This window comes from Streptomyces sp. NPDC002643 (genome assembly GCF_053592555.1).
In genome coordinates this window covers 21,945-48,461 of the sequence record NZ_JBSFVY010000040.1, presented here as the reverse complement: position 1 = coordinate 48,461, position 26,517 = coordinate 21,945, and the positions used below count along the sequence as shown (strand labels likewise).

At 71.6% G+C, this 26,517-nt stretch carries 20 protein-coding genes; 14 read left to right on the top strand and 6 right to left on the bottom strand.

What is annotated here, in order from left to right:
• Positions 1-108: 108 nt before the first annotated feature.
• Genes ACWD4G_RS39100 through ACWD4G_RS39090 form a run of 3 tightly spaced genes read right to left on the bottom strand, consistent with a single transcriptional unit; the run spans position 109 to position 3,367 of the window.
• A complete protein-coding gene (locus ACWD4G_RS39100; RefSeq protein WP_451302290.1) occupies positions 109-456 on the bottom strand; it encodes a DUF742 domain-containing protein in 348 nt (115 codons plus the stop codon).
• The gene (locus ACWD4G_RS39095) at positions 453-893 is read right to left on the bottom strand and encodes a roadblock/LC7 domain-containing protein (protein WP_451302288.1); all 441 of its coding nucleotides are present in this window, start codon (positions 891-893) and stop codon (positions 453-455) included. The genes ACWD4G_RS39100 and ACWD4G_RS39095 overlap by 4 nt, the downstream gene beginning before the upstream one ends.
• Positions 890-3,367, bottom strand: a complete 2,478-nt coding sequence (locus ACWD4G_RS39090) for an ATP-binding protein (protein ID WP_451302286.1) — start codon at positions 3,365-3,367, stop codon at positions 890-892. Before ACWD4G_RS39090 ends, ACWD4G_RS39095 begins: the two co-directional genes overlap by 4 nt.
• A gap of 376 nt (positions 3,368-3,743) precedes the next feature.
• Here ACWD4G_RS39090 and ACWD4G_RS39085 point away from each other — a divergent pair, with 376 nt between their 5' ends.
• A complete protein-coding gene (locus ACWD4G_RS39085; RefSeq protein ID WP_451302284.1) occupies positions 3,744-7,151 on the top strand; it encodes an FAD-binding and (Fe-S)-binding domain-containing protein in 3,408 nt (1,135 codons plus the stop codon).
• A 259-nt stretch (positions 7,152-7,410) separates the two neighbouring features.
• On the top strand, positions 7,411-7,791 hold the full coding sequence (locus ACWD4G_RS39080) for a hypothetical protein (RefSeq protein WP_451302282.1): 381 nt from the start codon (positions 7,411-7,413) through the stop codon (positions 7,789-7,791).
• A gap of 49 nt (positions 7,792-7,840) precedes the next feature.
• Here the strand turns inward: ACWD4G_RS39080 and ACWD4G_RS39075 are convergent, their stop codons facing one another.
• Together ACWD4G_RS39075 and bla are read right to left on the bottom strand one after the other, a co-directional pair.
• Positions 7,841-8,203, bottom strand: coding sequence for a DUF952 domain-containing protein (locus ACWD4G_RS39075; RefSeq protein WP_451302280.1), 363 nt, complete (start codon positions 8,201-8,203; stop codon positions 7,841-7,843).
• A gap of 141 nt (positions 8,204-8,344) precedes the next feature.
• The gene (bla, locus tag ACWD4G_RS39070) at positions 8,345-9,343 is read right to left on the bottom strand and encodes a class A beta-lactamase (protein WP_451302336.1); all 999 of its coding nucleotides are present in this window, start codon (positions 9,341-9,343) and stop codon (positions 8,345-8,347) included.
• A 260-nt stretch (positions 9,344-9,603) separates the two neighbouring features.
• On the opposite strand from bla, the gene ACWD4G_RS39065 reads away from it, so the two are divergent.
• The 4 genes from ACWD4G_RS39065 (at position 9,604) to ACWD4G_RS39050 (ending at position 13,058) form a co-directional block, all read left to right on the top strand.
• Positions 9,604-10,527, top strand: a complete 924-nt coding sequence (locus tag ACWD4G_RS39065; protein ID WP_451302278.1) for a LysR family transcriptional regulator — start codon at positions 9,604-9,606, stop codon at positions 10,525-10,527.
• Positions 10,528-10,607: 80 nt separating this feature from the next.
• The gene (locus tag ACWD4G_RS39060; protein WP_451302334.1) at positions 10,608-11,678 is read left to right on the top strand and encodes a serine hydrolase; all 1,071 of its coding nucleotides are present in this window, start codon (positions 10,608-10,610) and stop codon (positions 11,676-11,678) included.
• Positions 11,675-12,244: a GntR family transcriptional regulator gene (locus tag ACWD4G_RS39055; RefSeq protein ID WP_451302276.1), complete on the top strand. Its 570-nt coding sequence runs from the start codon at positions 11,675-11,677 to the stop codon at positions 12,242-12,244. The genes ACWD4G_RS39060 and ACWD4G_RS39055 overlap by 4 nt, the downstream gene beginning before the upstream one ends.
• A 190-nt stretch (positions 12,245-12,434) precedes the next feature.
• Positions 12,435-13,058 carry a hypothetical protein gene (locus ACWD4G_RS39050; protein ID WP_451302274.1) on the top strand — a complete coding sequence of 208 codons (624 nt, stop codon included), beginning with the start codon at positions 12,435-12,437 and terminating at the stop codon, positions 13,056-13,058.
• Between the two features lie 204 nt (positions 13,059-13,262).
• Here the strand turns inward: ACWD4G_RS39050 and ACWD4G_RS39045 are convergent, their stop codons facing one another.
• Positions 13,263-14,243, bottom strand: coding sequence for an EamA family transporter (locus ACWD4G_RS39045; RefSeq protein WP_451302272.1), 981 nt, complete (start codon positions 14,241-14,243; stop codon positions 13,263-13,265).
• A 1,075-nt stretch (positions 14,244-15,318) separates the two neighbouring features.
• Here ACWD4G_RS39045 and ACWD4G_RS39040 point away from each other — a divergent pair.
• From ACWD4G_RS39040 to ACWD4G_RS39005, 8 genes are all read left to right on the top strand, one after another.
• Entirely contained in the window at positions 15,319-17,220 is a 1,902-nt protein-coding gene (locus ACWD4G_RS39040) for an ABC transporter ATP-binding protein (RefSeq protein WP_451302270.1), read from the top strand.
• 346 nt (positions 17,221-17,566) lie between these two features.
• Positions 17,567-18,400, top strand: a complete 834-nt coding sequence (locus tag ACWD4G_RS39035; RefSeq protein ID WP_451302268.1) for a TIGR03084 family metal-binding protein — start codon at positions 17,567-17,569, stop codon at positions 18,398-18,400.
• Complete coding sequence (locus ACWD4G_RS39030; RefSeq protein WP_451302266.1) at positions 18,397-20,205, top strand: acyclic terpene utilization AtuA family protein; 1,809 nt, start codon at positions 18,397-18,399, stop codon at positions 20,203-20,205. The genes ACWD4G_RS39035 and ACWD4G_RS39030 overlap by 4 nt, the downstream gene beginning before the upstream one ends.
• Positions 20,202-21,800, top strand: coding sequence for an acyl-CoA carboxylase subunit beta (locus ACWD4G_RS39025; protein WP_451302264.1), 1,599 nt, complete (start codon positions 20,202-20,204; stop codon positions 21,798-21,800). Before ACWD4G_RS39030 ends, ACWD4G_RS39025 begins: the two co-directional genes overlap by 4 nt.
• A gap of 73 nt (positions 21,801-21,873) precedes the next feature.
• Entirely contained in the window at positions 21,874-23,763 is a 1,890-nt protein-coding gene (locus ACWD4G_RS39020) for an acetyl/propionyl/methylcrotonyl-CoA carboxylase subunit alpha (protein ID WP_451302332.1), read from the top strand.
• A gap of 83 nt (positions 23,764-23,846) precedes the next feature.
• On the top strand, positions 23,847-24,983 hold the full coding sequence (locus ACWD4G_RS39015) for an acyl-CoA dehydrogenase family protein (protein ID WP_451302262.1): 1,137 nt from the start codon (positions 23,847-23,849) through the stop codon (positions 24,981-24,983).
• A 31-nt stretch (positions 24,984-25,014) separates the two neighbouring features.
• Positions 25,015-25,752, top strand: coding sequence for an enoyl-CoA hydratase family protein (locus ACWD4G_RS39010; RefSeq protein WP_451302260.1), 738 nt, complete (start codon positions 25,015-25,017; stop codon positions 25,750-25,752).
• A complete protein-coding gene (locus tag ACWD4G_RS39005; protein WP_451302258.1) occupies positions 25,740-26,483 on the top strand; it encodes a TetR/AcrR family transcriptional regulator in 744 nt (247 codons plus the stop codon). Before ACWD4G_RS39010 ends, ACWD4G_RS39005 begins: the two co-directional genes overlap by 13 nt.
• The last annotated feature ends 34 nt before the right edge of the window (positions 26,484-26,517 follow it).

Genomic DNA, 26,517 nt, shown 5'->3' with positions numbered 1-26,517 from the left:
CGCCAATCCGACCCGAAGTTGTCCTCGGCCTCACCCGGCTCGCCCGGCCCCATGGCTTCACCCGGCCCGCCCGGTCCCGTCGGCTCGCCCGGACGGCGAGGCCGTTCGTCAGAGGTTTCGAAGTCCAACTAGCACCTGCTCAAGAAGGTCGAGGTCGATCGGCGGGGACTGGCTCGGATGGCGGGCGCTCACCCGGCCCGCCGCGAGAAGGTCCGACAGCAGCACTTTCGTGATGCTCACCGGCAACCGCAGTTCGGCGGCGATCTCCACCACCGCCCTCGGCCGCTCGGCGAGCCGCAGGATCGCCATATGCTCCGACTGCATCCCCGCCACCGGGTCCCCCTCGGCGACGACCAGGGTCATCAGATCGAACGGCGTCCCCGGCGTGGAACGGCTCCGTCCCCCCGTGATGGTGTACAGCCGGTCGGGCAGATCGTCCCTGCCGGGCCGGCTCATGGCGTACGGGACCCCATGGCCGTACTCGGCTCCCTGCGCGGCCGCGCACTCAGATGCTCGCCCAACTGCTCCACCAGTTCACTCATGTTGTGCCCGACGAGCCCGGGGTCCGCCTCCTCATCCGTGACCACGGCCAGATGCGCCCCCTGGCCCGCCTCCACGATGAACAGCACACCACCGTAGAACTCGGCCATCGCCGACCGCACACCCCCGCTTCCGTCCCCGAACTCCACCGACGCCCCGTGCGACAGCGACTGGATTCCGGCCGCGATCGCCGCGAGCTGATCGGCCCGGTCCACGGACAAGTCGGGCGTACCGCACAGTCTCAGACCGTCCCGGGAGAGCACGAGCGCGTGCCGGGCACCCGGGGTGCGCTCCAGTAAGCCCTCCATGAGCCAGGTGAGCCTGTCGTCGGCATGGGTGCCGGTGCCGGTCATGGGGTGGGGCCGCCTTCCAGGTGGGGGTGGGTACGGTTCTGTCGGTCAAGGTCCGGCTCCGGGTTCGAGTCGGGGTCGTACGGGGCCGTCTCGGGGTCCAGGTACGGGTTCGACTCCGGGACCGGGACCGGGGTCGAGGGTGCGTACGGGGCCAGGTCCGTGGTCGGGGGCAGCCCCAGGTCCGCGTTCGAGGGCAGATCCAGCCCCGGCCTCGTGTGCGTCCCCACGTCCTCACCGGCCCCGGAGGCCGCCCCGCCCTCCGGGGAGCCACCGAAGCCATCGGCGGACGCACCCCCGTACGAGGCGTAGGCCGCGTACGAGGAGTACGACGAAGACGAGGGGTACGACGAGGGCGACGCATAGGAGGAGTACGGGGGGTAGGACGGGTACGACCCGGACTCGTCCGAGGCCGAAGCCGGACTCGCGGTCGGACCCGACACCGAAGCCGAAGCCGGCGTCGCCCCGGAGGCCGTGCCCTCCGCCGGCTCCGTCCCTGCCGGCTCCCTCGCGGGTTCCCAGGTCAGGTCCCGTACGGGGTCCAGTTCCCACTCGGCTCCCCGTACCGGCTCGGGGTCCCAGGTCGTCCGCTGTACGGGGCCGGGCTCCCACTCGGTCTCCCCGGTGGACGCGGGCTCGGCCTCCCACTCCTGACCCCGTACGGGCTCGGCCTCCCACTTCGCGAGTTCGCCGCCCGATGCCGTACCGGCCGTCGCCCCGGTCGCCCCCTCCGCCGCGGTGGCCCCCTGGTCCTCCCCGGCGGCCGTCCCCTGGAGGTACGCCTGGTCGTGGCCGCTGGTACCGCGTACCGCGCGGCGGAAGCTGCTGAAGCGGACCGCGCCGCTGCTGGCGTCGTCGCCGGAGCGGAGGGTGGGAATCCGGAACTCGGAGCTGTCGGCGCGGCCGCGGCCCCCGGCATCGGCGAGGGACTGGCCACGGCGGCGCCGGGGAAGCGCGTCGGGGGCCGGCGACTCATGGGTGGGGGTCGGTTCGGCGGTCAGGTCGTAAGGGGGAAGGGAGTTGGCGTACGACGATCCCGTGCCGCCGTCCTGAGTGGTACGCGGGGGGCCGTACAACTCGTCGACGGAGTAGGCCCCGGTCGTGTCGGCGGCCCCACCGATCCCCGAGCCCGCCCCCACCGTCATACCCGTAGTACCTGCGGCGCCCGTGGTACCTGGAGCGCCCGTAGTACCCGTAGTACCCGTAGTGCTCCCGGCATTCGGCGCACCCCCGGCAGCCGCCATACCCGTAGTACCCGGAGCCGACTGCGGGGCGGCCGTGCTGCCCAGTACGTCCTGGGGGATGAGCATCAGCACGCCCGTTCCCCCGCGCGCCGACGGGCGGAAGGAGATCTTGAGGCCGTGTTTGTGGGCGAGGCGGCCCACGACGGCGAGGCCGAGGCGGGTGCCGGTGAGGCCGGTGATGCCGGCGGCGGCCTCGCCGGAGACGGCGCGTTCGGCGCGGCGGAGCTGGACGTCGCTCATGACCAGTCCGGCGTCCTCGACGGAGACGATGACGCCGGCCGGGACCTCCTCCACGTACACATGCACTTCGGCGGTCGGCGGGCTGAAGTTCGCGGCGTTGTCGAGGAGTTCGGCGAGGGCGTGCATGACGCCCTCGGCGGCGTGGCCGGCGACGGCGGACCCGCTGGAGGAGTGCAGCCGGATACGGCGATAGGCGCCGATGCGGCCCATGGCGCCGCGCAGGATCGATTCCATGGGGATGGGGCGGGCCCAGCGGCGGCCGGAGCGGGCGCCCGCGAGGACCGCGACGGAGTCGGCGAGGCGGCCCGCCTGGGCGGTGCGGTGGTCGAGATGGAGGAGGTCGGCGAGGACGTCCTCGTCGGCGTGACGTTCCTCCATGGCGCGGAGGTCGGCGAGGGTGCCGGTGGCGAGGGCCTGCATCCGGCCCGCCACATTGGCGGTGACGGCGAGCGCGGCGGTGCGGTCGGCCTCGGCCCGGCGGGCGCGTTCGAGGAGCCGGGCCTTCTCCCGCTCGGTCTCCTCCGCCGCCCGCGCCCGTTCCTCGGCGGCCTCGGTCCGCTCCTCGGCCAGCCGCTCGCGCTCGCGTTCGAACTCGGCGGTCATCCGGACCCGTTCCCGTCCGAACTCCGCCGCGATCCGCGCCCGTTCCTGGACGAACTCCTCGGTCAGCCGCCCCCGCTCCTGCCCGAACTCCTCGGCCATCCGGGCGCGTTCCTGGAGCAGCAGCCCCGCGTCCCGCGACATGGCGTCAAGTCGTTGGCGCAAGAGTGCCGCCGATAACCGGGCATGGACGGCGACCCCGACTATTACCGTGAGTAACAGCACGGCCGCTCCCGCGCCGCCCGCCAGGGGCGGCCGTACGGCTTCCGGTGCCAGGGCCACCGCACCGCCGACCGCGCCCGCGCCGAGTAGGGCGGTGAGCAGGGGCGCGGGCAGGAGGGAGCGCAGAGCGGGGCGTTCGCCGGGTGAGTGCGGGGGGCTGGGCGCGGTCATGGGCTGCTGTCCTCGGTCGGTTCCGAACTCCGTGCTCCGTACTCGTACTTGTCCGAACTCCGTGCTCTGTTCTGCGATTCTTGTCCGGACTTGGTGTTCTTGTCTCCGGTGTTTGTCCGAACCCTGCTCTCTGTTCTCGGTGTTCGGCGGCTCGCTCGCCACCTGAGGTCGACGCCACTGTCAGTTACTGAACGGGAAGCAGCGTCTGGTGCTCAATTGGCCGTCACTATATGGGAGTTCCTGACGGGGGTTGGCTGGTTTCCCGGTAGCTCCCCGGAATCCGGCCAACGTTCCGACGGCCGCCACGAACTCCGCCGGCCCTCCGTCGGCGCGTCACCGGATGGTCACTGTCAGTGGTCGGGGGCATCCTGGGAGCATGACGGAATTCGGGGGCGGTTTCGGGGACGGCACGGTGCGCGCCGGGGGCACCGGCGCCGGGGATGTGGACACGCGTGCCCTGCGGGGCGCGCTGGCGGCGGCCGTGCGCGGCGAGGTCTCCTTCGACGCGACCGCGCGGGCACTGATGACGATGGACGCGTCCAACTACCGGAGGGTCCCGCTGGGCGTGGTCGCGCCCAGGGACGCGGACGACGTGACGGCCGTCCTGTCCGTGTGCCGCGAGCACGGAGTGCCGGTCGTGGCGCGCGGCGGCGGTACGTCGATCGCCGGGCAGGCCACAGGCACGGGCGTGGTGCTGGACTTCACCCGCCATATGAACCGGCTGCTCTCCCTCGACCCCGAGGCCCGTACGGCGGTCGTGCAGCCCGGTCTCGTCCTGGACCGCCTCCAGGAGGCCGCCGCCCCGCACGGCCTGCGCTTCGGCCCCGACCCCTCCACCCACAGCCGCTGCACCCTCGGCGGCATGATCGGCAACAACTCCTGCGGCTCCCACTCGGTCGCCTGGGGCACCACGGCCGACAGCGTGCGCGAGCTGTCCGTGATCGGAGGGAGTGGGGACACGCGGAGACTCGGGAAGGGGTGGGCCGGGGCTCCGGACGGCCTCCGGCCCCTGGTCGAGCGGGAGTTGGCCCGACTGCGCACCGGCTTCCCCGAGCTGCCCCGCCGTATCTCCGGGTACGCCCTCGACGCGCTGCTCCCCGAGAAGGGCGCCGACGTGGCCCGCGCCTTCTGCGGCTCGGAGGGCACGCTCGGGGTGCTCACGGAGGCGGTCGTACGACTGGTCGAGGCACCCCGCGCGCGTGCGCTGGCCGTACTGGCGTACGCCGACGAGAGCGCGGCGGCCGAAGCCGCGCCCGAACTGCTGCCGTACGGGCCCCTGACGGTGGAGGGGATGGCGGCGGACCTCGTACCGCCGGGGGTGATCGGGATGGCCGGGGCGGGCAAGTCGGCCGGGCGGTTCGGGACGTCGGCCGGTCCGGCCGGGGCGGGCGACTCACCTGGGGCTTCGGCCGGGAGGGCGAGCGCGGCCGGAGGGCCCGGGCTGCCCGCCGGTGGGGCCTGGCTGTTCGTCGAGACCGGTGGGGAGTCGGCGGGGGAGGCGCGGGCGAACGCCGAGGCCATCGTGTGGGCGGCCGCCTCCGGGGGCTCACCGGTGGACTCGGTGGTGGTGACCGACGCCGCCGCCCAGCGCGCGCTCTGGCGGATTCGCGAGGACGCGAGCGGTACGGCCACCCGGATGCCGGACGGCAGCGAGGCCTGGCCCGGCTGGGAGGACTGCGCCGTGCCGCCCGCCCGACTGGGCGCCTACCTACGCGACTTCCGCGGCCTCCTGAGCGCACACGACCTGCGCGGCACGCCCTACGGCCACTTCGGCGACGGCTGTATCCACGTCCGGATCGACTTCGACCTGATGACCGCCCCCGGCATCGCCCGCTTCCGCCGCTTCTCGGAGGAGCTGGCCGACCTGGTGGTCGCCCACGGCGGTTCCCTCTCCGGCGAACACGGCGACGGGCAGGCGCGGGCGGAACTGCTGCCGAGGATGTACGGCCCGGAGATGGTCGGACTCTTCGAGCAGGTGAAGCGGATCTGGGACCCCGACGACCTCCTCAACCCCGGCATGCTCGTCCGCCCGGCCCCCCTCGACGCCGACCTCCGCTTCGCGGTCCTGCCCCGGGCACCCCGAGGCGAGCCCCCGGTACCGGTGGCGTTCGGATACCCGGAGGACGGCGGCGACTTCACGGCGGCCGTACGGCGGTGCGTCGGCGTCGCCAAGTGCCGTACGACCGAGGTGAGTCCGGGATCGGGAGCCGTCATGTGCCCCTCGTTCCGGGCGACGGGCGAGGAGGAGCACTCCACCCGGGGCCGGGCCCGGCTGCTGCACGAGATGCTGGCCGGCGAGGTGATCACCGACGGCTGGCGCTCGCCCGAGGTACGGGACGCCCTCGACCTCTGTCTGTCCTGCAAGGGCTGCCGCTCCGACTGCCCCGTCGGCGTCGACATGGCCACGTACAAGGCGGAGTTCCTCCACCACCACTACGCCGGGCGCCGCCGCCCCGCCGCCCACTACGCGATGGGGTGGCTGCCGGTGTGGCTCCGCCTCGTCGCCCGTACGCGCACGGCAGGCATCGTCAACTTCCTTGCCGGGGTGCGGCCGCCTGCGGCCCTGGCGAAGCGGCTGGGCGGGATCGCGCCCGAGCGGGAGCTGCCCCGCCTGGCGAGGGTGCCGTTCACCCGGTGGTACCGGCGGCGGATGTGGCAGCAGGCCAGGGAGGAGATGGCCGAGCGGGAGGAGTCGAGCGGGGTGGAGGGGTTGCCCGCCGAAGTGCCGCTGGGCCCGGAGGAATTCGCTGACGCCCTGGCCGCCTCGGGCCTCTTGGAGGAGCCCGACGAGCCCGACGAGCCCGACGAGGACGGTGATGGCGGTGATGGCGGCTCGGAGGGCGAGGGGTACGAGTCCCCGGAGCTGGTCGTGCTGTGGACGGACACCTTCACGGAGTACCTCTCGCCGTCCGTGGGACAGGCGGCCGTGCGCGTGCTGGAGGCCGCCGGGTTGCAGGTGATCGTGCCGCCCACCCTGCGGATGCGGAGGAAACCCCGCTGGCTGAAGCGGATGGAGGCGGGCGAGGAGGTCGAACTGACCCAATGGCAGCTCACCCGGAGCCTGTTCACGCTGCGCCAGGGCCGGGTCTGCTGCGGGCTGACGTATATCTCGACGGGCCAGCTGGACCGGGCCCGAGCGGTGCTGCGCCGTACGCTCGACCTGCTGGGCCTGTTCCTGAACCCCCTTCCGCAGCGCCTGCTGGACGAGGACCCGGACCTGGCCGCGTCCCCCATCCCGATCGTCGTCCTCGAACCGAGCTGCGCGGCGACCCTCCGCACGGACCTCCCCGAACTGCTCCCCGACGACCCCCGAGCACGTCGACTCGCCGACTCGGTCGTCACGTTCGCCGAAGCGCTCGAACGGTACGCGCCGCACTGGACACCCCCCGCTCTCGACCGCCCGGTCGTCGGCCAGACCCACTGCCATCAGCACGCGGTCCTCGGCGACGCCCCCGACCGCCGTGTCCGGGCCGCCGCCGGTCTCACCGGTGACCTCAGCGGCGGCTGTTGCGGCCTCGCGGGCAACTTCGGTTTCGAGAAGGGCCACTACGACGTCTCCGTGGCCTGCGCGGAGGACCAACTCCTCCCGGCGCTACGGGAAGCCGACGCCGGCGCGGTGGTACTGGCCGACGGCTTCTCGTGCCGGACCCAGCTGGAGCAGCTCGCGGGGAGAAGGGGCCGGCATCTGGCGGAGGTGCTGGCGGAGGGGTTGGCGGAGGGAGGGGAGCAGGCTGCTCGGGCCGCTCCGGAGGGGGCCGTTCCGGAGGAGCCGAGAAACGGCTGAAAAGTGCTCTAAGGGTGCACTTGAGGGGCGTACGGGTGTTACGGCGGCCGTCTGCCGTCGTCTGCCGTCGTCGGTTGAGCGCCGTGAGGTCGCGGGACCGGGCCTCCGCCTGGTCGGAGGGGGGGATCGGGGCCGCGCGTGAGCGCCCAGGGCTCCGGGCGTGCGCTCCCGCGCGCCGCCCCGGTGACCGTTCGTGTCGGTGCGGGCACGGGGAGCATCGGGGTGGTTTCATCCCCAGCTCTCGGCGGGACGGAGGCGCATGGACCAGCACGGCGGGGAGATGGAGAAGGGGCGCGAGGAGGGGCCGAGGGAGGAGGGAACGGGGGCGGCACCGGAAGCGGGGGCGACGGCGGCGGCGTCGGGGGTGGCGGCGTCGGGTGGGTCGGGGCCGCGGCAGTACCAGAAGGACCGGATCGCCGAGCATGTGATCGGGCATGTCATCGGCGGCGCGATCATCGGCGTCATGGCCTGGTTCTGGACCCAGACCCCGGTGGGGTTCGTGATGACCGTGATCTGGGGTGCCGGTGTCTACTGGTGGAACAAGAGCCCCTTGGTCCAGGGCTGGCCCAGACGCCGCCGGATACGCCTGGGCATCGCCATCACCGCGACGTACTGGCTCTTCGCGTTCCTGGTCATGTGAGGAACGGTCTCTCCGCGGAGAGTGAGGCCGGTCCTCCGGTCAGGTCACGTCAGGCCGGTTCGGTCAGCCGTGTGGCACGTCCCTCGCCGTTCCACTCGACCCCCTGGACGCGTACGACGGCGTCCCGGTTGATCGGCCCGTAGACATGCGGGAACAGGACGTCGTCGCCGACGCCGGGCGGCGGGGCGGGGTCCGCCGCCTCGAACTCCACGCGGGCGTCGAGCCGTTGCTCGTCGATGAGCAGGACGTGCAGCGGCTTCGGGGCGTCCCCGTAGAAGGCGTTGATCACGGCGAGGGTGGTCGCCTCGTCGGGTGAGCAGTGCACGAAGCCGTCCTCCGGGAGGGAGGCCGGGGCGTACGGCTCGTCGGGGCGGGCGTTCCAGGCATCGGGTGACACGACGTGGTGGATCATTGCCCGGTTATACAACGCCCGCCGCACCTGGGGAGGTGAGGGTGCGGCTCACGCACGGGTGAGCGTGCGGCTTGTACGGAGGCGTGGGTTGGGGTTTGTACGGACGCGTGGGTGCGGCTCGCACGGACGCGTGGGCGGGGCTCAGCGGCCGAGCGCCTCGACGGCCGCGGTGGCCGCCCTGGCGATGAGGGCGTCGTCGCGGGTGGCGCCCTCCTTGCCCCGCGTGGACATGACCGCCATGACGATCGGGTTGCCGCCGTCGTCCGGCCACAGCACGGCGATGTTGTTGCGTCCCCCGTATCCGGCGGTGCCGCTCTTGTCGGCGACCTCCCAGCCGTCGGGGACGCCCGCCCTGATGAGCGTTCCACCGGTCATGTTCGTCGTCATCCAGGTCCGGAGCAGCTCGCGTTCGTCCCGCTTCAGGGCGTCCCCGAGCAGGAAGGCCCGCAGGCTCCCCGCCATCGCGCGCGGGGTGCTGGTGTCACGGATGTCGCCCGGTCTGCCCTCGCTCATGTCGGGCTCGTACCGGTCCATCTCGGTGACGTCGTCGCCGAGGTCCTCCAGCACCTTCTCCAGACCGTCGGGTCCGCCGAGTTCGTCGAGGAGCAGATTGACCGCCGTGTTGTCGCTGTACCAGAGGGTCGCGGCGCACAGCCCTCGCAGGCTCATGCCTTTCTCGACGAAGTTCTCGGACACGGGGGAGTCCGCGACCACGTCGTCGCGGGAGCCCGTGACCACCTTGTCGATGCCGTCCGTCCCGTACTTGCGGAGGATGGCACCCGCCGCCAGCGCCTTGAACGTGGAGGCGTACGCGAACCGGTCGTCCGCGCGGTAGGAGACGGTGCGTCCGGTGCCGGTGTCGAGGGCGTACACCCCGAGCCGGGCGTCGAACTCGCGCTCCAGCGCCCCGAATCCGGCGGCGGTGGACTTGGCGGAGCCGGCGGTGGGGCCGGTGGCGGAGCCGTTGGTGGAGCGGGCCCCCTTCGCGGCCTCGGAACCGCTCGCGACCTCGGTGGTGTTCACGGCGTTCGTCCCCTTCTCCTGGCCGCACGCGGGGAGGGCGGCGAGCGCGAGTAAGACGGTCGCGCAGGCGGCACCCCGGCGTATGCGATGCGTGTACGTCATGGGTCGGACCTCCAGGTCGTGGGCACGGCGGCACCCGGCGAGCGCGCCGGTGCTCCGCCGCGCCGGAACCACCCTCCGCCGCACCCGCCACATCCGTCCAAGACGCGAACGCACGCATCCATGCCGTTTCGGCATGGCTGGTGGGGATGGCTGTTCGACGGGGGCGTTGGGCGGGGCTGTTCGACGGGGCTGTTCGACGGGGCTGTTGGGCCGGGCCGTTGCGCGGGGCTGTCCGGCAGGGCCGTCCGGCGAAGCCGTTTTGGCATAGTGGCTCCGTGGATCTTGTGGGGGCATGCCGGGCGTTCGTTCATGTGAGCGAGCACGGCAGTTTCACGGTGGGCGCGGCGGCGGCCGGTATGGCTCAGCCGGTGGTGAGCCGCCGTATCGCCGCGCTGGAGCAGCGCCTCGGTGGGCGTCTGCTGGAGCGGTCGTCCCGTACGGTGACCCTGACGCCGTTCGGGCGGGACATGCTGCCCCTGGCCCGGCATGTCACCCAGGCCGCCGCCCGGCTCGAACACGAGGCGGAGGCCGCACGGCACCGCCCCCTACGGCTCGCCGTACCCCCCGACTGCCCCACCGGCGCCCTCGCCCGTCTCATCGCCGAGGCCCGCGCCCATGACCTCAGCCTCGATCCGCGCCCGGCCCTGGCGGCGGAACGGGCCGACCTCCTGACGAACCGGCAGGTGCACGCGGCGCTCCTGGCGGTGCCGCTCACCGAGGCGACCTGGACCGTACCGCTCGGCCTCGCCGTCGTGGACGAACCCGACGGCGAACTGATCCACCTGGACACCCTCCGCCCCGGCCGGGCCGACCGCCACCCACGCCCCCGGCGCGTCTGGCTCCAGCCGGAGGACGACGTACCGCATGTCCGCGACCGGCTGGCCCGGGTCCGCGACGCCGTCGGACTGCGCCCCGTACAACTGGCCGTCGCCCCCTCGGTGCCCGCCGCCGTGGCGGACGTCCTCAGCGGCGGCGACGCCCTGCTCTGCTCCCCTGCCCAGGCCCGGACCCTCTCCCTGCACTGGCGCCCCGTCGGCGAACTCGGCCCCGCCCTCGCCCGCGGCTACACACTCGCGGTCGCCGACGAGACGACCCCCGACGCCACCGCCACCCGCATCCACGAGGCCTGCGCCCCCGCCCTCGCCCACTGCCTGGGCGTCCGACCCCAGCCGTACGACCGACCGGAGGTCGCCCCTTGAACCCCCGTACTACCCGTAGTACCCACAGCGCTGGTACCACCCGCACGACCCCTACGACCCCTACGACTCGTACTGGTCGACTGCTCGGTGAGCTGCGGCAGGCGCTGCGGGACGGCGGGCTCGAAGGCTCGTTCCTGGTCCGCGATCTGGCCACGGGGGAGGAACTCGGCATCGACCCCGACATGGAGTTCCCCTGTGCCTCGCTGGTGAAGGTCCCGCTGGCCCTGGCCACGCTGGAACGTGTCCGCAGGGGCGAACTCGACGGCGCTACCCCGATCGAGGTGGCCCCCGGCCGGATCACCACACCGGGGCCGACCGGCATCAGCCGCTTCCGCCACCCCGCCCGGGTCGCCGTGGACGATCTGCTCTACCTCAGCACCTGCATCAGCGACAACATCGCCGCCGACACCCTCTTCTCCCTGACGCCGCCCGCCCAAGTCGGCGCGATCATGGAGGAGTTCGGGGTGCGGGGCCTGGCCGTACGGCACACGATGCATGAGCTGGTCGACACCCCGGTGGAGCGTTTCGACGCGGCCGAGGTGCATCTCGCGCACGCGCTCGCGATCGACGCCGGGACGCCGGGCCGTGGCCACCGGGTGCCGCAGCTCGACAACTCGCGCGCCAACACGGGCACGGCCCGGGCGTTCGTGGACCTCCTCCAGGCGATCTGGCGGTCACGCCCGGACGCACAGGCCCCGAACCGGCCGCCCACCGCACCCGAAACCCGCCGCGCGGTCCCACCCACAACCGGGACCGCGGCCCCACCCGCCCCCCGGCCCACAACCCCACCCGCACCCCGCACCACGACCCCACCCACGGCAATCCCGCCCGAAGTCGCCGCCCGAGTCCGCGAACTGATGGCCAACAACCTCATGCGCCACCGCCTCTTCCCCGACTTCGCCTCCGACGTGTCCAAGTGGTTTTCGAAGACGGGCCAACTCCTCAACCTCCGCCACGAGATCGGCGTGGTCGAACACGCCGACGGGCCCACGTACGCGGTGGCCGTGCTCACCGAATCCCGGGTGGCTGCGGCCATCCAGCCCGCCGCCGACGCCCTCATGGGCCAGATCGCCCGTCGCCTCCGCGACCGACTCCGCGCGGACGCGGGAGCGGGCGCGGGCACGGGCCACCACACGGAGAGGACATCATGAGCGCGAACAGATGGACCAGCACCTCGATGCCGTACCTGACGCCGCGAAGGCAGGGGCAGGGGCAGGAACAGGGCGGCGACGCGTGGGCCGCCGACGCGGCCGCCCAGGGGCGACGGGGCACCCAACGGATTCTGTCCGCCGGTGAGGTGCCGGCGGACGCCGAGGTGGCGGGGCTGTTCGGGCTGGCGGAGGGGGAGCCGGTGGTCGTACGCCGCCGTCTGATCCTCCTCGACGACGAGCCGAGCGAACTCACCGACACCTACTACCCGGTGGACATCGCACGGGGCACAGCCCTGGCCGGCAGTGCCAGAATCCGAGGCGGAGCCATCACGCTGCTCGCCGAGCTGGGACATGTCGGCGCCCTCGTCCGGGAGGACATCACGGCCGACGTACCCGACGACGAGGAACGCCAGACCTTGCGCACCGCGCCGGACGAGCCCGTCCTCCGTCTGACCAGGCTCACCCTGGACCGCCACGACTGCCCCATCCAGGTCGACCGCATGGTGATGCCGGCCCGACGCCAGCGCCTCCGCTACGAGATCCCGCTCGTGGACGGGACCGACTGAGACGAGACCTCGATCGCCGACGGAGCTGACTGACACGAGACCCCGCTCGCCGAACCTTGTGACAGTCCAGTGCTTGAAATGTGAAGGACTTTGCCGGGCGTTGCCTATTGATCGGTCGTGTTCTAGGCATGGTGATCAAGGAGTCCACAAGCGACATAAAACGCATGAGCGAAGGGATGGCCTCCGCCCCATGACACCCCCCACCCCCGCACCCACCCACAACCCCGCCGTGAAGAGCAAGGCGTTGCTGCGCGGCGCCCTCGCCGTGACCGCGGCCGGGCTCGCCGCCGTGCTGCCGCTGGCGGGTACGGCGGCTGCCGCCGTGCCGTTGTCCGGCAAGGCCCAGCGGACCGTGACCACCGCCGACGGCGACACCTTCCGGCTGCGGCTGAAGGCCACCCCCGTCGTCCTGCCCGCCGCCGGCGGCACCGTCGAGGTCAAGGGCGCCGGTTACAACCGCGCCCAGGGCATCTTCCTGGCCTTCTGCGTCATCCCGGACGGCGTCAAGGTCGGCGACCCCTCGACGTACACGACCCTGCCCAGCCCCTGCCTCGGCGGCCGCGAGGCCCAGGACGGCTCGTCCCGCCGGATCACCGACACGGGCACCGGGACGCCGGGCATCACCCTCCCGTACGAGAAGGGCGGCCGGTTCAAGACCACGCTGAACATCCGCCCCGAGATCGCCGACGGCCAGATCTGCGACCGGACAGTCCGCTGCGCGATCGTCACCCGAGCCGACTTCACCGCCACCAGCAGCCGGCTCTACGACCAGTACATCCCGGTGCACTTCGCACCGGAGACCGCGAAGCGCTAGGCGCGGCCGGGAGGCCGGGTGGCCGGGTGGCCGGGCGGTCGTACGGCCGGGCGGTCGTGAAGTCGGAGCCCGGAGGCATGGAGACCCGGAGACCCGGGTGGTCAGGCGCCGGACGGCCGGGGTGTGGGGCACCGAAGCGGACACCCACGCCCCGGCCACGTTCCCGGCCCGCACACGAACCACCTCGCTCCCATGCTGCTGCCCCTACCCCGAAACGTCCGCCTTCCCCCGCCCCACCTGGGTCCGTACCGCCCCCATGCTCGCCCCGATGACCAGCGCGATCGCCAGGGAATCCGTCAGGGACAGGGTCTGGCCCAGGATGAGGAAACCGGCCGTGGCGGCGATGGCCGGTTCCAGGCTCATGAGGACGGCGAAGGTGGCGGCGGGCAGGCGGCGCAGGGCGAGGAGTTCGAGGGTGTAGGGCAGGACGGAGGAGAGTACGGCGACGGCGGCGCCCAGCGCGATCGTCGTCGGGTCGAGCAGCCGCGTCCCGGACTCGAACACCCCGAGCGGCAGGAACAGCACCGCCGCCACCCCCATGGCCAGCGCCAACCCGTCGGCCTGCGGAAACCGCCGCCCCGTACGCGCGCTGAAGACGATGTACGCGGCCCACATCGCCCCCGCCGAGAGCGCGAAGGCCATGCCGACCGGGTCGAGATCCCCGAAGCCGCCGCCACCGCCGAGCAGGAAGACCCCGCACAGGGCCAGCCCGGCCCAGACCAGGTTCACCGCGCGGCGGGAGGTGAGGACGGACAGGGCCAGCGGGCCGAGCACCTCCAGCGTGACGGCCGGGCCGAGGGGGATGCGCGCCACGGACTGGTAGAAGAGGCCGTTCATCGCGGCCATGGTCACGGCGAAGACGACGACCGTGCCCCAGTCGGCGCGCGAGTGCCCGCGCAGCCGGGGGCGGCAGATGAGCAGCAGGATCAGTGCGGCCACCAGCAGCCGCAGGGTCACCACCCCGAGCGCCCCGGCGCGAGGCATCAGCGTCACCGACAACGCCCCGCCGAACTGCACCGATATCCCTCCGGCGAGCACCAGCCCCACGGGCCCGAGGGCACCTCGGCGCGACGAGGCGGAGAGCGAGGAAGGCGTGGAAGGCGTGGAAGGCGAGGAGGGTGCGGAGGGTGCGGAGGAGGAGGCCGTCGCCGAGGGCGCGGTGTGGTCAGCGCTGGGGAGTGTCACGGGGGCCGTCCAGGATGAGCGGAGAACCACGAGCGGGGGAGCGTAGTTCAGTGTAGTGGGCTGCGCAGTTCACGGTAATGGACCCTGTCAGGGCTGTAAACCTCATTCGAACCTGACCCACCCTGTGAGGCTCGCGCCCACCCCCACCTGCGCATCCCCCCCTCCCCTCCCCCGCCTGACAAACAAAACCCAGGAATTCCCAAGGTTTTCACAGCCTTTATTCGCCGATCGGATTCTGAGTTTTCTGTTTTTTTCTCGCGGGGCCGTGTTAAGTTTTTCATCGGGCGGAGGGATCGCCCGGTACCAGACAGGCAGCGATGCCAGAGAACAGCGGCAGTTGCTCGAAACTCAGAAGGAGTCATCATGAGCTTCAGGGTTGTTTCAGGTCTCGTCCCCCGGCGGAACGCAAACGCATTCGACCCGAACGGGGACCCCGCCGCCAATCCGAACCAGGTCCCCCCGCCGCCGGCCCAGCAGCAGCGCCGACGCCGTCCGCGCCCGGGTGAGCCCGCTCCCCAGCAGCCCGGCTTCTGATCGGAGCCCCTGGTAAACGCCCTGGTCGCAAGGGAGGGTCGTCGGTTCCCCGTCGGCCCTCCCGGCGTTTTCGCTCCCCTCCCCGGTGTTGTGCGCGGGCTGTGGGTTCCCCCGTAATCGGCTGGCAATCCGGCAAAGTCCCGGAGCCCGGCGCCCGCTCACCAATAAATTGTTCTTGCTCGATGGGAGAAATATGCGTGCGCCCAAGGGCCGACTGAAAAACCGTCGTCCGTCGGTCGATTTCCCCAGGAGTGTTCCACCGGGTTTGGAATTATCTCCCTATGGCCTACCGGTCACCCGAGGAAAAGATGAAGACCCTCCGGAGGCCAGGCCCGAGCAAATTCCCGAAACCCCACCCGAGGCCCTGACGACCGAGGAACCGAACCCCACCGCATACGAACCATACGAACCATTCGAACCCTACGAAGCCCCACCCGAGCACCCCCAAACCCAGCCCCCCACCCCCATCTCCACCCTCACTCCCACTCCCACCCCCACCCCCACCCTCACCCCCCGCGCGGCCTTCCGCCGTTTCTGGCCCATGACCAAGGGGCTGCGGCGCTGGCTGGTGGCGATCTGGGTGTGCACGGTGCTGGGCGCGCTCGCCGAGACCTCCGCGATCCTGCTGTTCAGCGACCTCACGGACAACGCCCTGCAAAGGGGCTCACTGGACGCGTTCTGGGCCCCGGCCGCCCAGTGGCTCGGCATCGCGATCGTCGGCGCCGCCATCGGCTACGCCGGCGGCTCCCTCTCCGTCTGGGTCTCCGAACGCTTCGTGATGCGCCTACGCGAACACGTCTTCGACCACGTCCAGAAACTCCCCCCGCACTTCTTCCAACGCCACCGCCAGGGCGACCTGCTCTCCCGCCTCACGGGCGACGTGGAGTCGATCGAACAGATGGCCGTCTCCGGCCTCCTCGGCACGGCGTCCGCCCTGTTCAGCGCCGTCTTCTACGCGGCCGCCGCGTTCTGGCTGCGCTGGGACCTGGCCACCGCCACCTTCGTCCTCGCCCCACTGTTCTGGCTGGCCGCACGACGCTTCTCGGCCGGCGTCAAGTCGGTCGCGCGCGAGGGCCGGGTCGCTGACGGCGCGGTCACCTCCGTGGTCGAGGAATCCCTCGGCAACCTCGTCCTCACCCAGGCATACGGCCGTCAGGACGCCGAGCGGCGACGGCTGCGACAGGAGGCGACGGCCTGGTTCAAGGCGGCCGTCCGCTCGGCCCGCCTCAACCAGGCGTACGGCCAACTCGTCCAGGTCATAGAGACGGTCTGCGTCCTCGCGGTGATCGGCATCGGCGTCTGGGAGATCTCGGCGGGCCAGATGACCCTCGGCCAGCTCCTCGCCTTCGCCGCCCTCCTCAGCTACCTCTATCCGCCCATCCGCAGCCTCGCCCAACTCGGCCTCCTTGTCACCGCCGCCACCGCGGGCGCGGAACGCCTGACCGAGATCCTGGACGCCCGCCCCTCCGTCACCGACCCGGCCCCCTCCATCGCCGAAGCCCGAGACAACGGCCGTCCCGACGGCACGATCGAGGTCCGAAACGTCACCTTCCACTACCCGAGCACGACCACCGACCACCCGGAGACGCCCGCCCCCTCATCCCCCTCCCCGGCCCTGGACGGACTCTCCTTCACCGTCGCCCCCGGCGAGCTGGTGATCATCACGGGCCCGAGCGGCGCCGGCAAATCCACCCTCTCCAAACTCCTCCTCCGCTTCTACGACCCCGACGCGGGCACGGTCCTCCTGGACGGCACCCCCCTCCACGACTTCCCCCTGGACCGACTCCGCGAGTACGTCGCCCTCCTCCCGCAACAGACCCTCGTCCTGCACGACACGGTCCGCGCCAACATCGCCTGCGGTCGCCCCGGCGCCAGCGACCAGGCCATCGAGGAGGCCGCCCGCACCGCCGACGCACACGACTTCATCACCGCCCTGCCCGACGGTTACGACACCCAGGTCGACCCCAACTCCGCCCGCCTGTCCGGCGGTCAGCTCCAACGTCTGGCCATCGCCCGAGCCGTCCTCCGAGACGCCCCCGTCCTGGTCCTCGACGAACCCACCACCGGCCTCGACGCCCTCGCCGCCCGCCGCATCGTCGACCCCCTGCGCCGCCTCATGACCGGCCGCACCACGATCATGATCACCCACGACCTGGACCTGGCCCCCGACGCCGACCGCATCCTCGTCCTCGACCAGGGCCGCATAGTCGAGTCCGGCCGCCACCACGAACTCCTCACCCTGGGCGGCACCTACGCCCACCTCCACAACTCCCGAAAACACGCCACGGCCGTACAGGACGACAGCGACTACGACACCACCGGCTACCCCCAGGAGACACCCGCCCCCGAGCACGACGCGTACACCCACGCCCCCCGGTACCCGTACGACCCCGTATACGCCTACGACCCCGTATACACGTACGACGGCGGATCAGTCGCATGACGGCGGGTCAGTCGCATGACGGCAGGTCAGTCGCATGACGGCGGGGAAGCCGCGTACGGACGGAAGGGGCCGGGCCGGTGTGTCCTATGTCCGTCGCGTACAGCCGGCTCAGCAAAGTTCATGCCTCTCCACCCCCGAGCAGTACGCCCGCCTGCGACGGACTGACACACCGGCCCGGCCCCGACCCACCCACGCACCCACCCGCCCAGGCGCGACCGCACGCAGACGCACCACAGGCACCAGACGCGCACACGCCACCCACAGACCGAACCCGCCCCCAGCCTCCCTGCGATTTAAATGCAAGCACGCTTGATTGTTTCCAGGTCGGCCTGTCATGCTCGCTGCCATGGCCGACCCCAAGCCCGTCATCGACGACCTGCGCACCGAGGGCGCTGAACTCGACGCACTGATCGCCGAGTTGCCCGAGGACCGCTGGACGCTGGCGACACCCGCGCCCCGCTGGACGATCGCCCACCAGATCGCACATCTCGCCTGGACCGACCGCGCGTCCCTGCTCGCCGTGACCGACCCGTCGGCCTTCGCCAAGGAGGTCGAGAACGCCCTGCTCCAGCCGGGCGACTTCGTGGACAACGGCGCCGAGGAGGGCGCCGTTGCCCCGCCCGCCCAACTGCTCGCGGACTGGCGGGCCGGGCGCGCCGCCCTGGAGGAGGCCCTGCGGGCGGCCCCCGACGGCGCACGGTTCGCCTGGTTCGGGCCGCCCATGTCCACCGCCTCGATGGCGACCGCCCGGCTGATGGAGACCTGGGCCCACGGCCAGGACATCGCCGACGCCCTCGGCGTGACCCGCACCCCCACCGACCGGCTCCGCCACATCGCCCGCCTGGGCATCCGCACCCGCGACTTCGCCTACGGAGTGCACGGCATCCAGGCACCGTTCGAGGAATTCCGGGTCGAACTGACCGCCCCCTCGGGCGAGGTGTGGACCTACGGCCCCGAGGCCGCCGACGACCGCGTCACCGGCCCCGCCCTCGACTTCTGCCTCCTGGTCACCCAACGCGCTCACCGCACCGACCTCACCCTGCACACCGAAGGCGAGAACGCCGCCCAATGGCTGGACATCGCCCAGGCCTTCGCCGGCCCGCCGGGCAAGGGCCGCGCCCCCGGCGAAGGCCGAGCCCTCGGCCAGGGCGGCCGCGCCCCCGGCGGGGAGTCCACATGACACCGCTGATCCCACCCCTCCGCATAGGCAACGCCTCCGGCTTCTACGGCGACCGCTTCGACGCCCTGCGCGAGATGCTCACCGGCGGCGACCTCGACGTCCTCACCGGCGACTACCTGGCCGAGCTGACCATGCTCATCCTCGGCCGCGACCGCCTGAAGAACCCCGACGCCGGTTACGCCCGCACGTTCCTGCGGCAGCTGGAGGACTGCCTCGGCATCGCCCACGACCGAGGCGTCCGCATCGTCACCAACGCCGGAGGCCTCAACCCGGCCGGACTCGCCGACACCGTACGGCAGTTGGCGAACCGGCTCGGCATCCCCGTCCGCGTCGCCCACGTAGAGGGCGACGACCTCACCGCCCGGCACCCCGGCAGCCTCGCCGCCCACGCCTACCTCGGCGGCTTCGGCATCACGACCTGCCTGCGCGAGGGCGCCGACATCGTCGTCACCGGCCGGGTGACGGACGCTGCCCTCGTCACGGGACCCGCCGCCGCCCACTTCGGCTGGGACCCGTCCGACCACGACCGCCTCGCGGGCGCGGTCGTCGCGGGCCACGTACTGGAATGCGGCACCCAGGCCACCGGCGGCAACTACGCCTTCTTCACCGACCACGACCCGAAGGCACTCCTCCACCCCGGCTTCCCCCTCGCCGAACTCCACGAGGACGGCAGCTGCGTCATCACCAAACACCCCGGCACCGGTGGCCTCGTCGACATCGGCACCGTCACCGCCCAACTCCTCTACGAGACCGCCGGCGCCCGATACGCGGGCCCCGACGTCACCGCCCGCCTCGACACGATCAGCCTGACCCAGGACGGCCCCGACCGCGTACGGATCACCGGCGTACGCGGCGAGGCCCCGCCCCCCACCCTCAAGGTCGGCGTCAACCGCTTCGGCGGGTTCCGGGGCGAGGTCGTCTTCGTCCTCACCGGCCTGGACATCGAGGCCAAGGCCGCGCTCGTACGGCAGCAGATGGCGGAGGCGCTGGCCAAGTCGACGCCCGCCGAGGTGCGTTGGGACCTCGCCCGCACCGACCACCCCGACGCCCCCACCGAGGAGACCGCGAGCGCCCTCCTCCACCTCGTCGTACGCGACCCCGACGAACACACCGTCGGCCGCGCCCTGAGCGGAGCCGCCGTGGAACTCGCCCTCGCCGGCTACCCCGGCTTCCACGTCCTCTCACCACCGGGCAAGGGCACACCGTACGGGGTCTTCGAGGCCGAGTACGTCCCCCAGAACACCGTGGATCACATGGCGGTCCTCCACGACGGCCGCCGCGTCCCCGTACCCCCGGCCCCCGATACCCTCGTCCTCGACCCCGCCGTACCCGAACCAGCCCTCCCCGAGCCACTGCCACCCGGGCTGCCGACCCGCCGCGCACCGCTCGGCCTCGTCGCCGGTGCACGCAGCGGGGACAAGGGGGGTGACGCGAACGTGGGGGTATGGGTGCGGTCGGAGGAGGCGTGGCGGTGGTTGGCGCATGAGCTGACAACTGACAAATTTCAGAATCTGATACCTGAAAGTCGTCATCTGTCATCTGTCAACCGTCACCCGTCATCTGATGACTGTCATCCGTCATCTGACGATTGTCATCCGTCACCTGAAATCCGTCCTCCGTCATCTGAAATCCGCCCCCCGTCAGTCACCCGCCACACCCTCCCCAACCTCCGCGCCCTCAATTTCACAGTCAGAGGCATTCTCGGCGAAGGCGTAGCCGCCCAGCACCGTTTCGACCCCCAGGCCAAGGCCCTCGGCGAATGGCTCCGCTCCCGCCACCTGGACATACCGGAGATCCTCCTGTGACGGTCCTCAGCTCAGCCCTGGACGCGGGCGCCCCCGACCACAAGGCGAACCGCGAGTCGATGCTCGCGAAACTCGCCGCTCTCGACGCCGAGTATGCGAAAGCCCTCGCCGGCGGCGGCGAGAAGTACATCGAGCGGCACCGGAGACGCGGCAAACTCCTGGCCCGTGAACGTATCGAAATCCTCCTCGACCCCGACGCGCCCTTCCTGGAGTTGTCCCCGCTGGCGGCCTGGGGCAGCGACTACGCGGTGGGCGCGTCGCTCGTCACCGGTATCGGAGTGGTCGAGGGCGTCGAATGCGTGATCACCGCCAACGACCCGACCGTACGCGGTGGTGCCAGCAACCCCTGGAGCCTGAAGAAGGCACTCCGCGCCAATGACATCGCCCTCGCCAACCGCCTGCCGCTCATCAGCCTCGTGGAGTCCGGCGGCGCGGATCTCCCCTCCCAGAAGGAGATCTTCATCCCCGGCGGCGCGATCTTCCGCGATCTGACCCGTCTCTCCGCCGCCGGAATCCCCACGGTCGCCGTCGTCTTCGGCAACTCCACGGCCGGCGGCGCGTACATCCCGGGCATGTCCGACCACGTGATCATGGTCAAGGAGCGGGCGAAGGTGTTCCTCGGCGGTCCGCCGCTCGTGAAGATGGCCACCGGCGAGGAGAGCGACGACGAGTCACTGGGCGGCGCCGACATGCACGCGCGCGTGTCGGGTCTCGCCGATCACTTCGCCGTCGACGAGCGGGACGCAATCCGTCAGGCCCGCCGAGTCGTGGCCCGCCTCAACCATCGCAAGGCATACGCCGACCCGGCCCCCGCCGAGCCCCCGACATACGACCCGGAAGAACTCCTCGGCATCGTCCCCGGCGACTTGAAGGTGCCCTTCGACCCCCGCGAGGTCATCGCCCGTATCGTCGACGCCTCCGACTACGACGAGTTCAAGCCCCTCTACGGCACCAGCCTCACCACCGGCTGGGCCACCCTCCACGGCTACCCGATCGGCATCCTCGCCAACGCCCAGGGCGTCCTGTTCAGCGAGGAGTCACAGAAGGCCGCCCAGTTCATCCAACTCGCCAACCAGCGCGACATCCCCCTCCTCTTCCTGCACAACACCACCGGTTACATGGTCGGAAGGGAGTACGAGCAGGGCGGCATCATCAAGCACGGCGCGATGATGATCAACACGGTCGCCAACAGCCGCGTACCGCACCTCTCCGTCCTCATGGGCGCCTCGTACGGCGCCGGCCACTACGGCATGTGCGGCCGCGCCTACGACCCCCGCTTCCTCTTCGCCTGGCCCAGCGCCAAGTCCGCCGTCATGGGCCCCCAGCAACTGGCCGGCGTCCTCTCCATCGTCGCCCGCCAATCCGCGATGGCGAAGGGACGGCCGTACGACGAGGACGCCGACGCCGCCCTGCGCGCCATGGTCGAGCAGCAGATCGAGTCCGAGTCGCTGCCCATGTTCCTGTCCGGACGCCTGTACGACGACGGCGTCATCGACCCGCGCGACACCCGCACCGTCCTCGGCCTGTGCCTGTCGGCCATCCACACGGCCCCGTTCGAAGGCGCCCACGGCGGCTTCGGCGTCTTCCGGATGTGAGGGACCCCCATCCATGACCGACCCCATGACCGAACCCACGGCTGACCCCGTGACCGAACCCGCGGCCGACCCCATGATCGCGACCCTCCTCGTGGCCAACCGAGGCGAGATCGCCTGCCGGATCTTCCGCACCTGCCGTGAGTTGGGAATCCAAACGGTCGCCGTGCACTCCGACCCGGACGAAAACGCCCTCCACGCGCGCGTGGCCGACACAGCGGTACGACTGCCGGGCGCGGCCCCCGCCGACACCTACCTCCGAGGCGACCTCATCGTGAAGGCCGCCCTCGCCGCCGGCGCCGACGCCGTCCACCCCGGCTACGGCTTCCTCTCCGAGAACGCCCACTTCGCACGCGCCGTCCTGGACGCCGGCCTCACCTGGATCGGCCCGCCCCCGGAGGCGATCGAGGCGATGGCGTCCAAGACGCGCGCGAAGCGGTTGCTGGGCCTCGCCTCCCTCACCGGGGCCACCGAGGCCTCCGGGGCCACCGAGGCCTCCGGGATCACCGCCTCCGACCTCCCGGTCCTCGTCAAGGCGGCGGCGGGCGGCGGAGGCCGGGGCATGCGCGTGGTACGCCGCCTGGCGGAGCTGCCCGCCGCCCTGGAGGCCGCCCGAGCCGAGGCGACCAGCGCCTTCGGCGACGGTGAGGTGTTCATCGAGCCGTACGTGGAGAACGGCCGCCACATCGAGGTCCAGATCCTCGCCGACACCCACGGCACCATCTGGCCCCTGGGCACCCGCGACTGCTCCCTCCAACGCCGCCACCAGAAGGTCATCGAGGAGGCCCCGGCCCCCGGCCTGCCCGCATCACTCGTCGAGGAGCTGAAGGACCTCGCCGTACGCGCCGCGCGAGCCGTCTCCTACGTGGGCGCGGGCACGGTCGAGTTCCTGGTGGCCGACGGCCGGGCCCACTTCCTGGAGATGAACACCCGCCTCCAGGTCGAACACCCGGTCACGGAGGCGGTGTTCGGCGTGGACCTGGTGGCCGAGCAGCTCCGCGTCGCGGAGGGCGCCGCCCTCGCCCCCGAGCCCCCACGCGCGCGTGGCCACGCCGTCGAGGCCCGCCTCTACGCCGAGGACCCCGCCACCGACTGGACCCCCCAGACGGGCACCCTCCACCGCTTGACCGTCCCGGACACCGTCCGCCTGGACACCGGTTACGAGGCGGGCGACGAGATCGGCGTCCACTACGACGCGATGCTCGCCAAACTCATCGCCCACGCCCCCACCAGGTCGGAGGCCATCCGCCGCCTGGCCGGAGCCCTCGACCGCACGACACTCCACGGCCCGACGACCAACCGCGCCCTCCTCATCAACTCCCTGCGCCACGAGGAGTTCACCAAGGCCCGCATGACCACGGCCTTCTACGACCACCACCTCCACGAACTGACCACGGCGCCCCCCGACCCCCTGACCTGCGTGGCCGCCGCCCTCGCCGACGCCCGAGCCACCGCCTCCCCCCGCTTCGCCGGCTACCGCAACGTCCCCTCCCAGCCCCAGAGCCGCCGCTACGCCCTGGCGGGAGAGGTACACGAGGTCACGTACCACCACACGAGGACGGGACTGGCGGTGGACGGGATGACCGTCATCCACGCGGACGCCAACAGGGTCGTTCTGGAAGTGGAGGGCGTACGAAGGAAGTTCGAGGTGACGAGATACGGCACCGGCCGCTACGTGAACGCCGTCAAACTGACGGCCCTACCCCGCTTCCCGGACCCGACCGCGCCCCACGCCGCCGGCTCTCTCCTGGCCCCCATGCCGGGAACAGTTGTACGAGTGGTGGAGGGCCTCAAGGAAGGTACGGAAGTACAGGCCGGCCAACCCCTCCTCTGGCTGGAGGCGATGAAGATGGAACACAGCATCACAGCTCCGACCGCAGGCACTCTGACCAGCCTGAACGTGGTGGTTGGGCAGCAGGTGGAGCTGGGCGCCCTTCTGGCCGTAGTCGAGGACGAGCGCTTTTAAGGGGCGCGGGGAACTGCGCGATCAGCCCCCACACACCCGCACCCTCCAACGAACTGTTCCACCCTCCCCATGAGGAACCCTCGATGTCCCCAGTGATCGAATCCGAAGACCACAAATCCCTACGAGCCGCCGTCGCCGCCCTCGGCAAACGCCACGGCCGCAACTTCAACCCGGAAGCCCTCTGGGCAGAGGCGGCCGAGCTCGGCTACCTGGGCGTCAACCTGCCGGAGGCACACGGCGGCGGAGGCGCCGGGATCTCCGAACTCTCCATCGTGCTGGAGGAGTTGGGTGCCGCGGGCTGCCCGCTCCTTATGGTGGTCGTATCACCCGCCATCTGCGGCACGGTGATCGCCCGCTTCGGCACCGAGGCCCAGCAGCGGACCTGGCTCCCCGCCCTGGCGAACGGCACGAAGACGATGGCCTTCGGCATCACGGAACCGGACGCCGGTTCCAACAGCCATCGCATCACGACGACGGCTCGCAGGGACGAGGCGGGCGACTGGCTGCTGACCGGCCGCAAAGTCTTCATCTCCGGCGTGGACAAGGCGGACGCCACCCTCATGGTCGGCCGTACGGAGGACGCCGGCACCGGGACGTTGAAGCCCTGCCTGTTCATCGTCCCGAGGGACACCCCCGGCTTCGAGTACCGCCGGATCGAGATGGAACTCCAGGCGTCGGAGAAGCAGTTCGAGCTGACCTTCGACGACATCCGGCTCCCCGCCGACGCGTTGGTCGGCGACGAGAACGCCGGCCTGCTGCAGCTCTTCGCCGGTCTCAACCCCGAACGCATCATGACGGCCGCCTTCGCCATCGGCATGGCCCGCTACGCCCTCGCACAAGCGATCACATACGCCCGCGAGCGCACCGTATGGAAGCGGCCCATAGGCGCCCACCAGGCGATCGCCCACCCCCTCGCCCAGTCGCACATCGAACTCGAACTGGCCCGTCTGATGATGCAGAAGGCGGCGTATCTGTACGACTCGGGGGACGACGCGGCGGCGGGCGAGGCGGCGAACATGGCGAAGTACGCGGCGGGGGAGGCGTGTGTCAAGGCGGTCGACCAGGCGGTCCACACCCTCGGCGGCAACGGCCTCACCAGCGAATTCGGCCTGGCCTCCCTCGTGACGGCCGCCCGCGTGTCCCGTATCGCCCCGGTGAGCCGCGAGATGATCCTCAACTACGTCTCCCACCAGACCCTGGGCCTGCCGAAGTCGTACTGACCCCCAGCCGAAGTCACCCCAGGGAGCCTGCGTGCCGCCCCTCATCCGTACCGCCCACCACCGAGGCATCACCACCCTCACCCTCGACTCCCCGGCCCACCGCAACGCCCTCTCGGCCGCACTGGTCGACGAACTCTCCACGGCCCTCACCGCCTGCGGCAAGGACGACGACGTACGGGCCGTCGTCCTCACCCACACCGGCACCACGTTCTGCGCGGGCGCGGACCTGCGGGACCCGCCCGCCCCCGACGCTCTGGTGAAGCTGTTCCGGCAGATCCTCGAACTGCCCAAACCGGTGGTCGCCCGGGTCACCGGCCATGTCCGCGCGGGCGGCATCGGGCTGCTCGGGGCCTGCGACATCACCACCGCCGGACCCGAGGCCACATTCGCCTTCACCGAGGTCCGCATCGGCGTGGCCCCCGCCGTCATCACCCTCACCCTCCGCCCCCGTACCGACCCCCGCGCGCTCGCCCGCCACTACCTCACCGGCGAACGCTTCGGCCCCGCCGAGGCCGCCCGTATCGGTCTGCTGACCGCGACCGGCGAGGACGTCGACGCCGTACTCGAACCCATCCTCGACGGACTGCGGAGAGCCTCCCCGAGGGCCCTGGCGGAGACGAAACGCCTGCTCACGGCTAAGGTGCTGGAGGACTTCGACCTGGACGCGGGCGAACTGACCCGCCTCTCGTCCCGGCTGTTCGCCTCCGCCGACGCCCGCGAGGGCATGACGGCCTTCCTCGAAAGACGGGAACCGGGATGGGTGTTGTGAGCAGGGCCGGTACGCATACGACCGCCCCGAACACGACTGCTCCGAACACGACCGCCACGGTCACGGCCGCCACGGTCACGGCCGGTCCGAAGCAGGACCGCAGCCGGGCCACCCGGCGGCGGCTGCTGGAGGCCGCCGTGGCCTGTCTCGCCGAGCACGGCTGGGCCGGTTCCACGGTGTCGGTCGTCGCCGAACGCGCGGGCGTCTCCCGGGGCGCGGCCCAGCATCACTTCCGTACGCGCGAGGACTTGTTCACGGCGGCGGTCGAGTACGTTGCCGAGGAGCGCTCGACGGCCCTACGCGCCCTCTTCTCCGAAAGCGCGCCCGAAGGCACCCCCGTAAGCGCCCCCCAAGGCGCCTCCACCGGCAATCCCGAGGCCGGCATCGACCGCCGGGCCGTGGTCGCCGCCCTCGTCGACCTCTACACCGGCCCCCTCTTCCGCGCCGCACTCCACCTCTGGGTCGCCGCTTCCAACGAGGACCAGCTCCGCCCCCGGGTCACCGAGCTGGAGGCCCACGTGGGCCGTGAGACGCACCGCATAGCCGTGGATCTCCTCGGCGCCGACGAGTCCCGCCCCGGCGTCCGCGAAACCGTCCAGGGCCTGCTCGACATGGCCCGTGGGCTGGGCCTCGCCAACCTCCTCACCGACGACAGGACCCGCCGCGACAGGGTGGTGGCCCAGTGGGCGTCCCTCCTGGACGACGTACTCGGCCCGCCTGCTACGGACTGAGCGGTTACGGACTGAGCGGTTACGGACTGAGCCG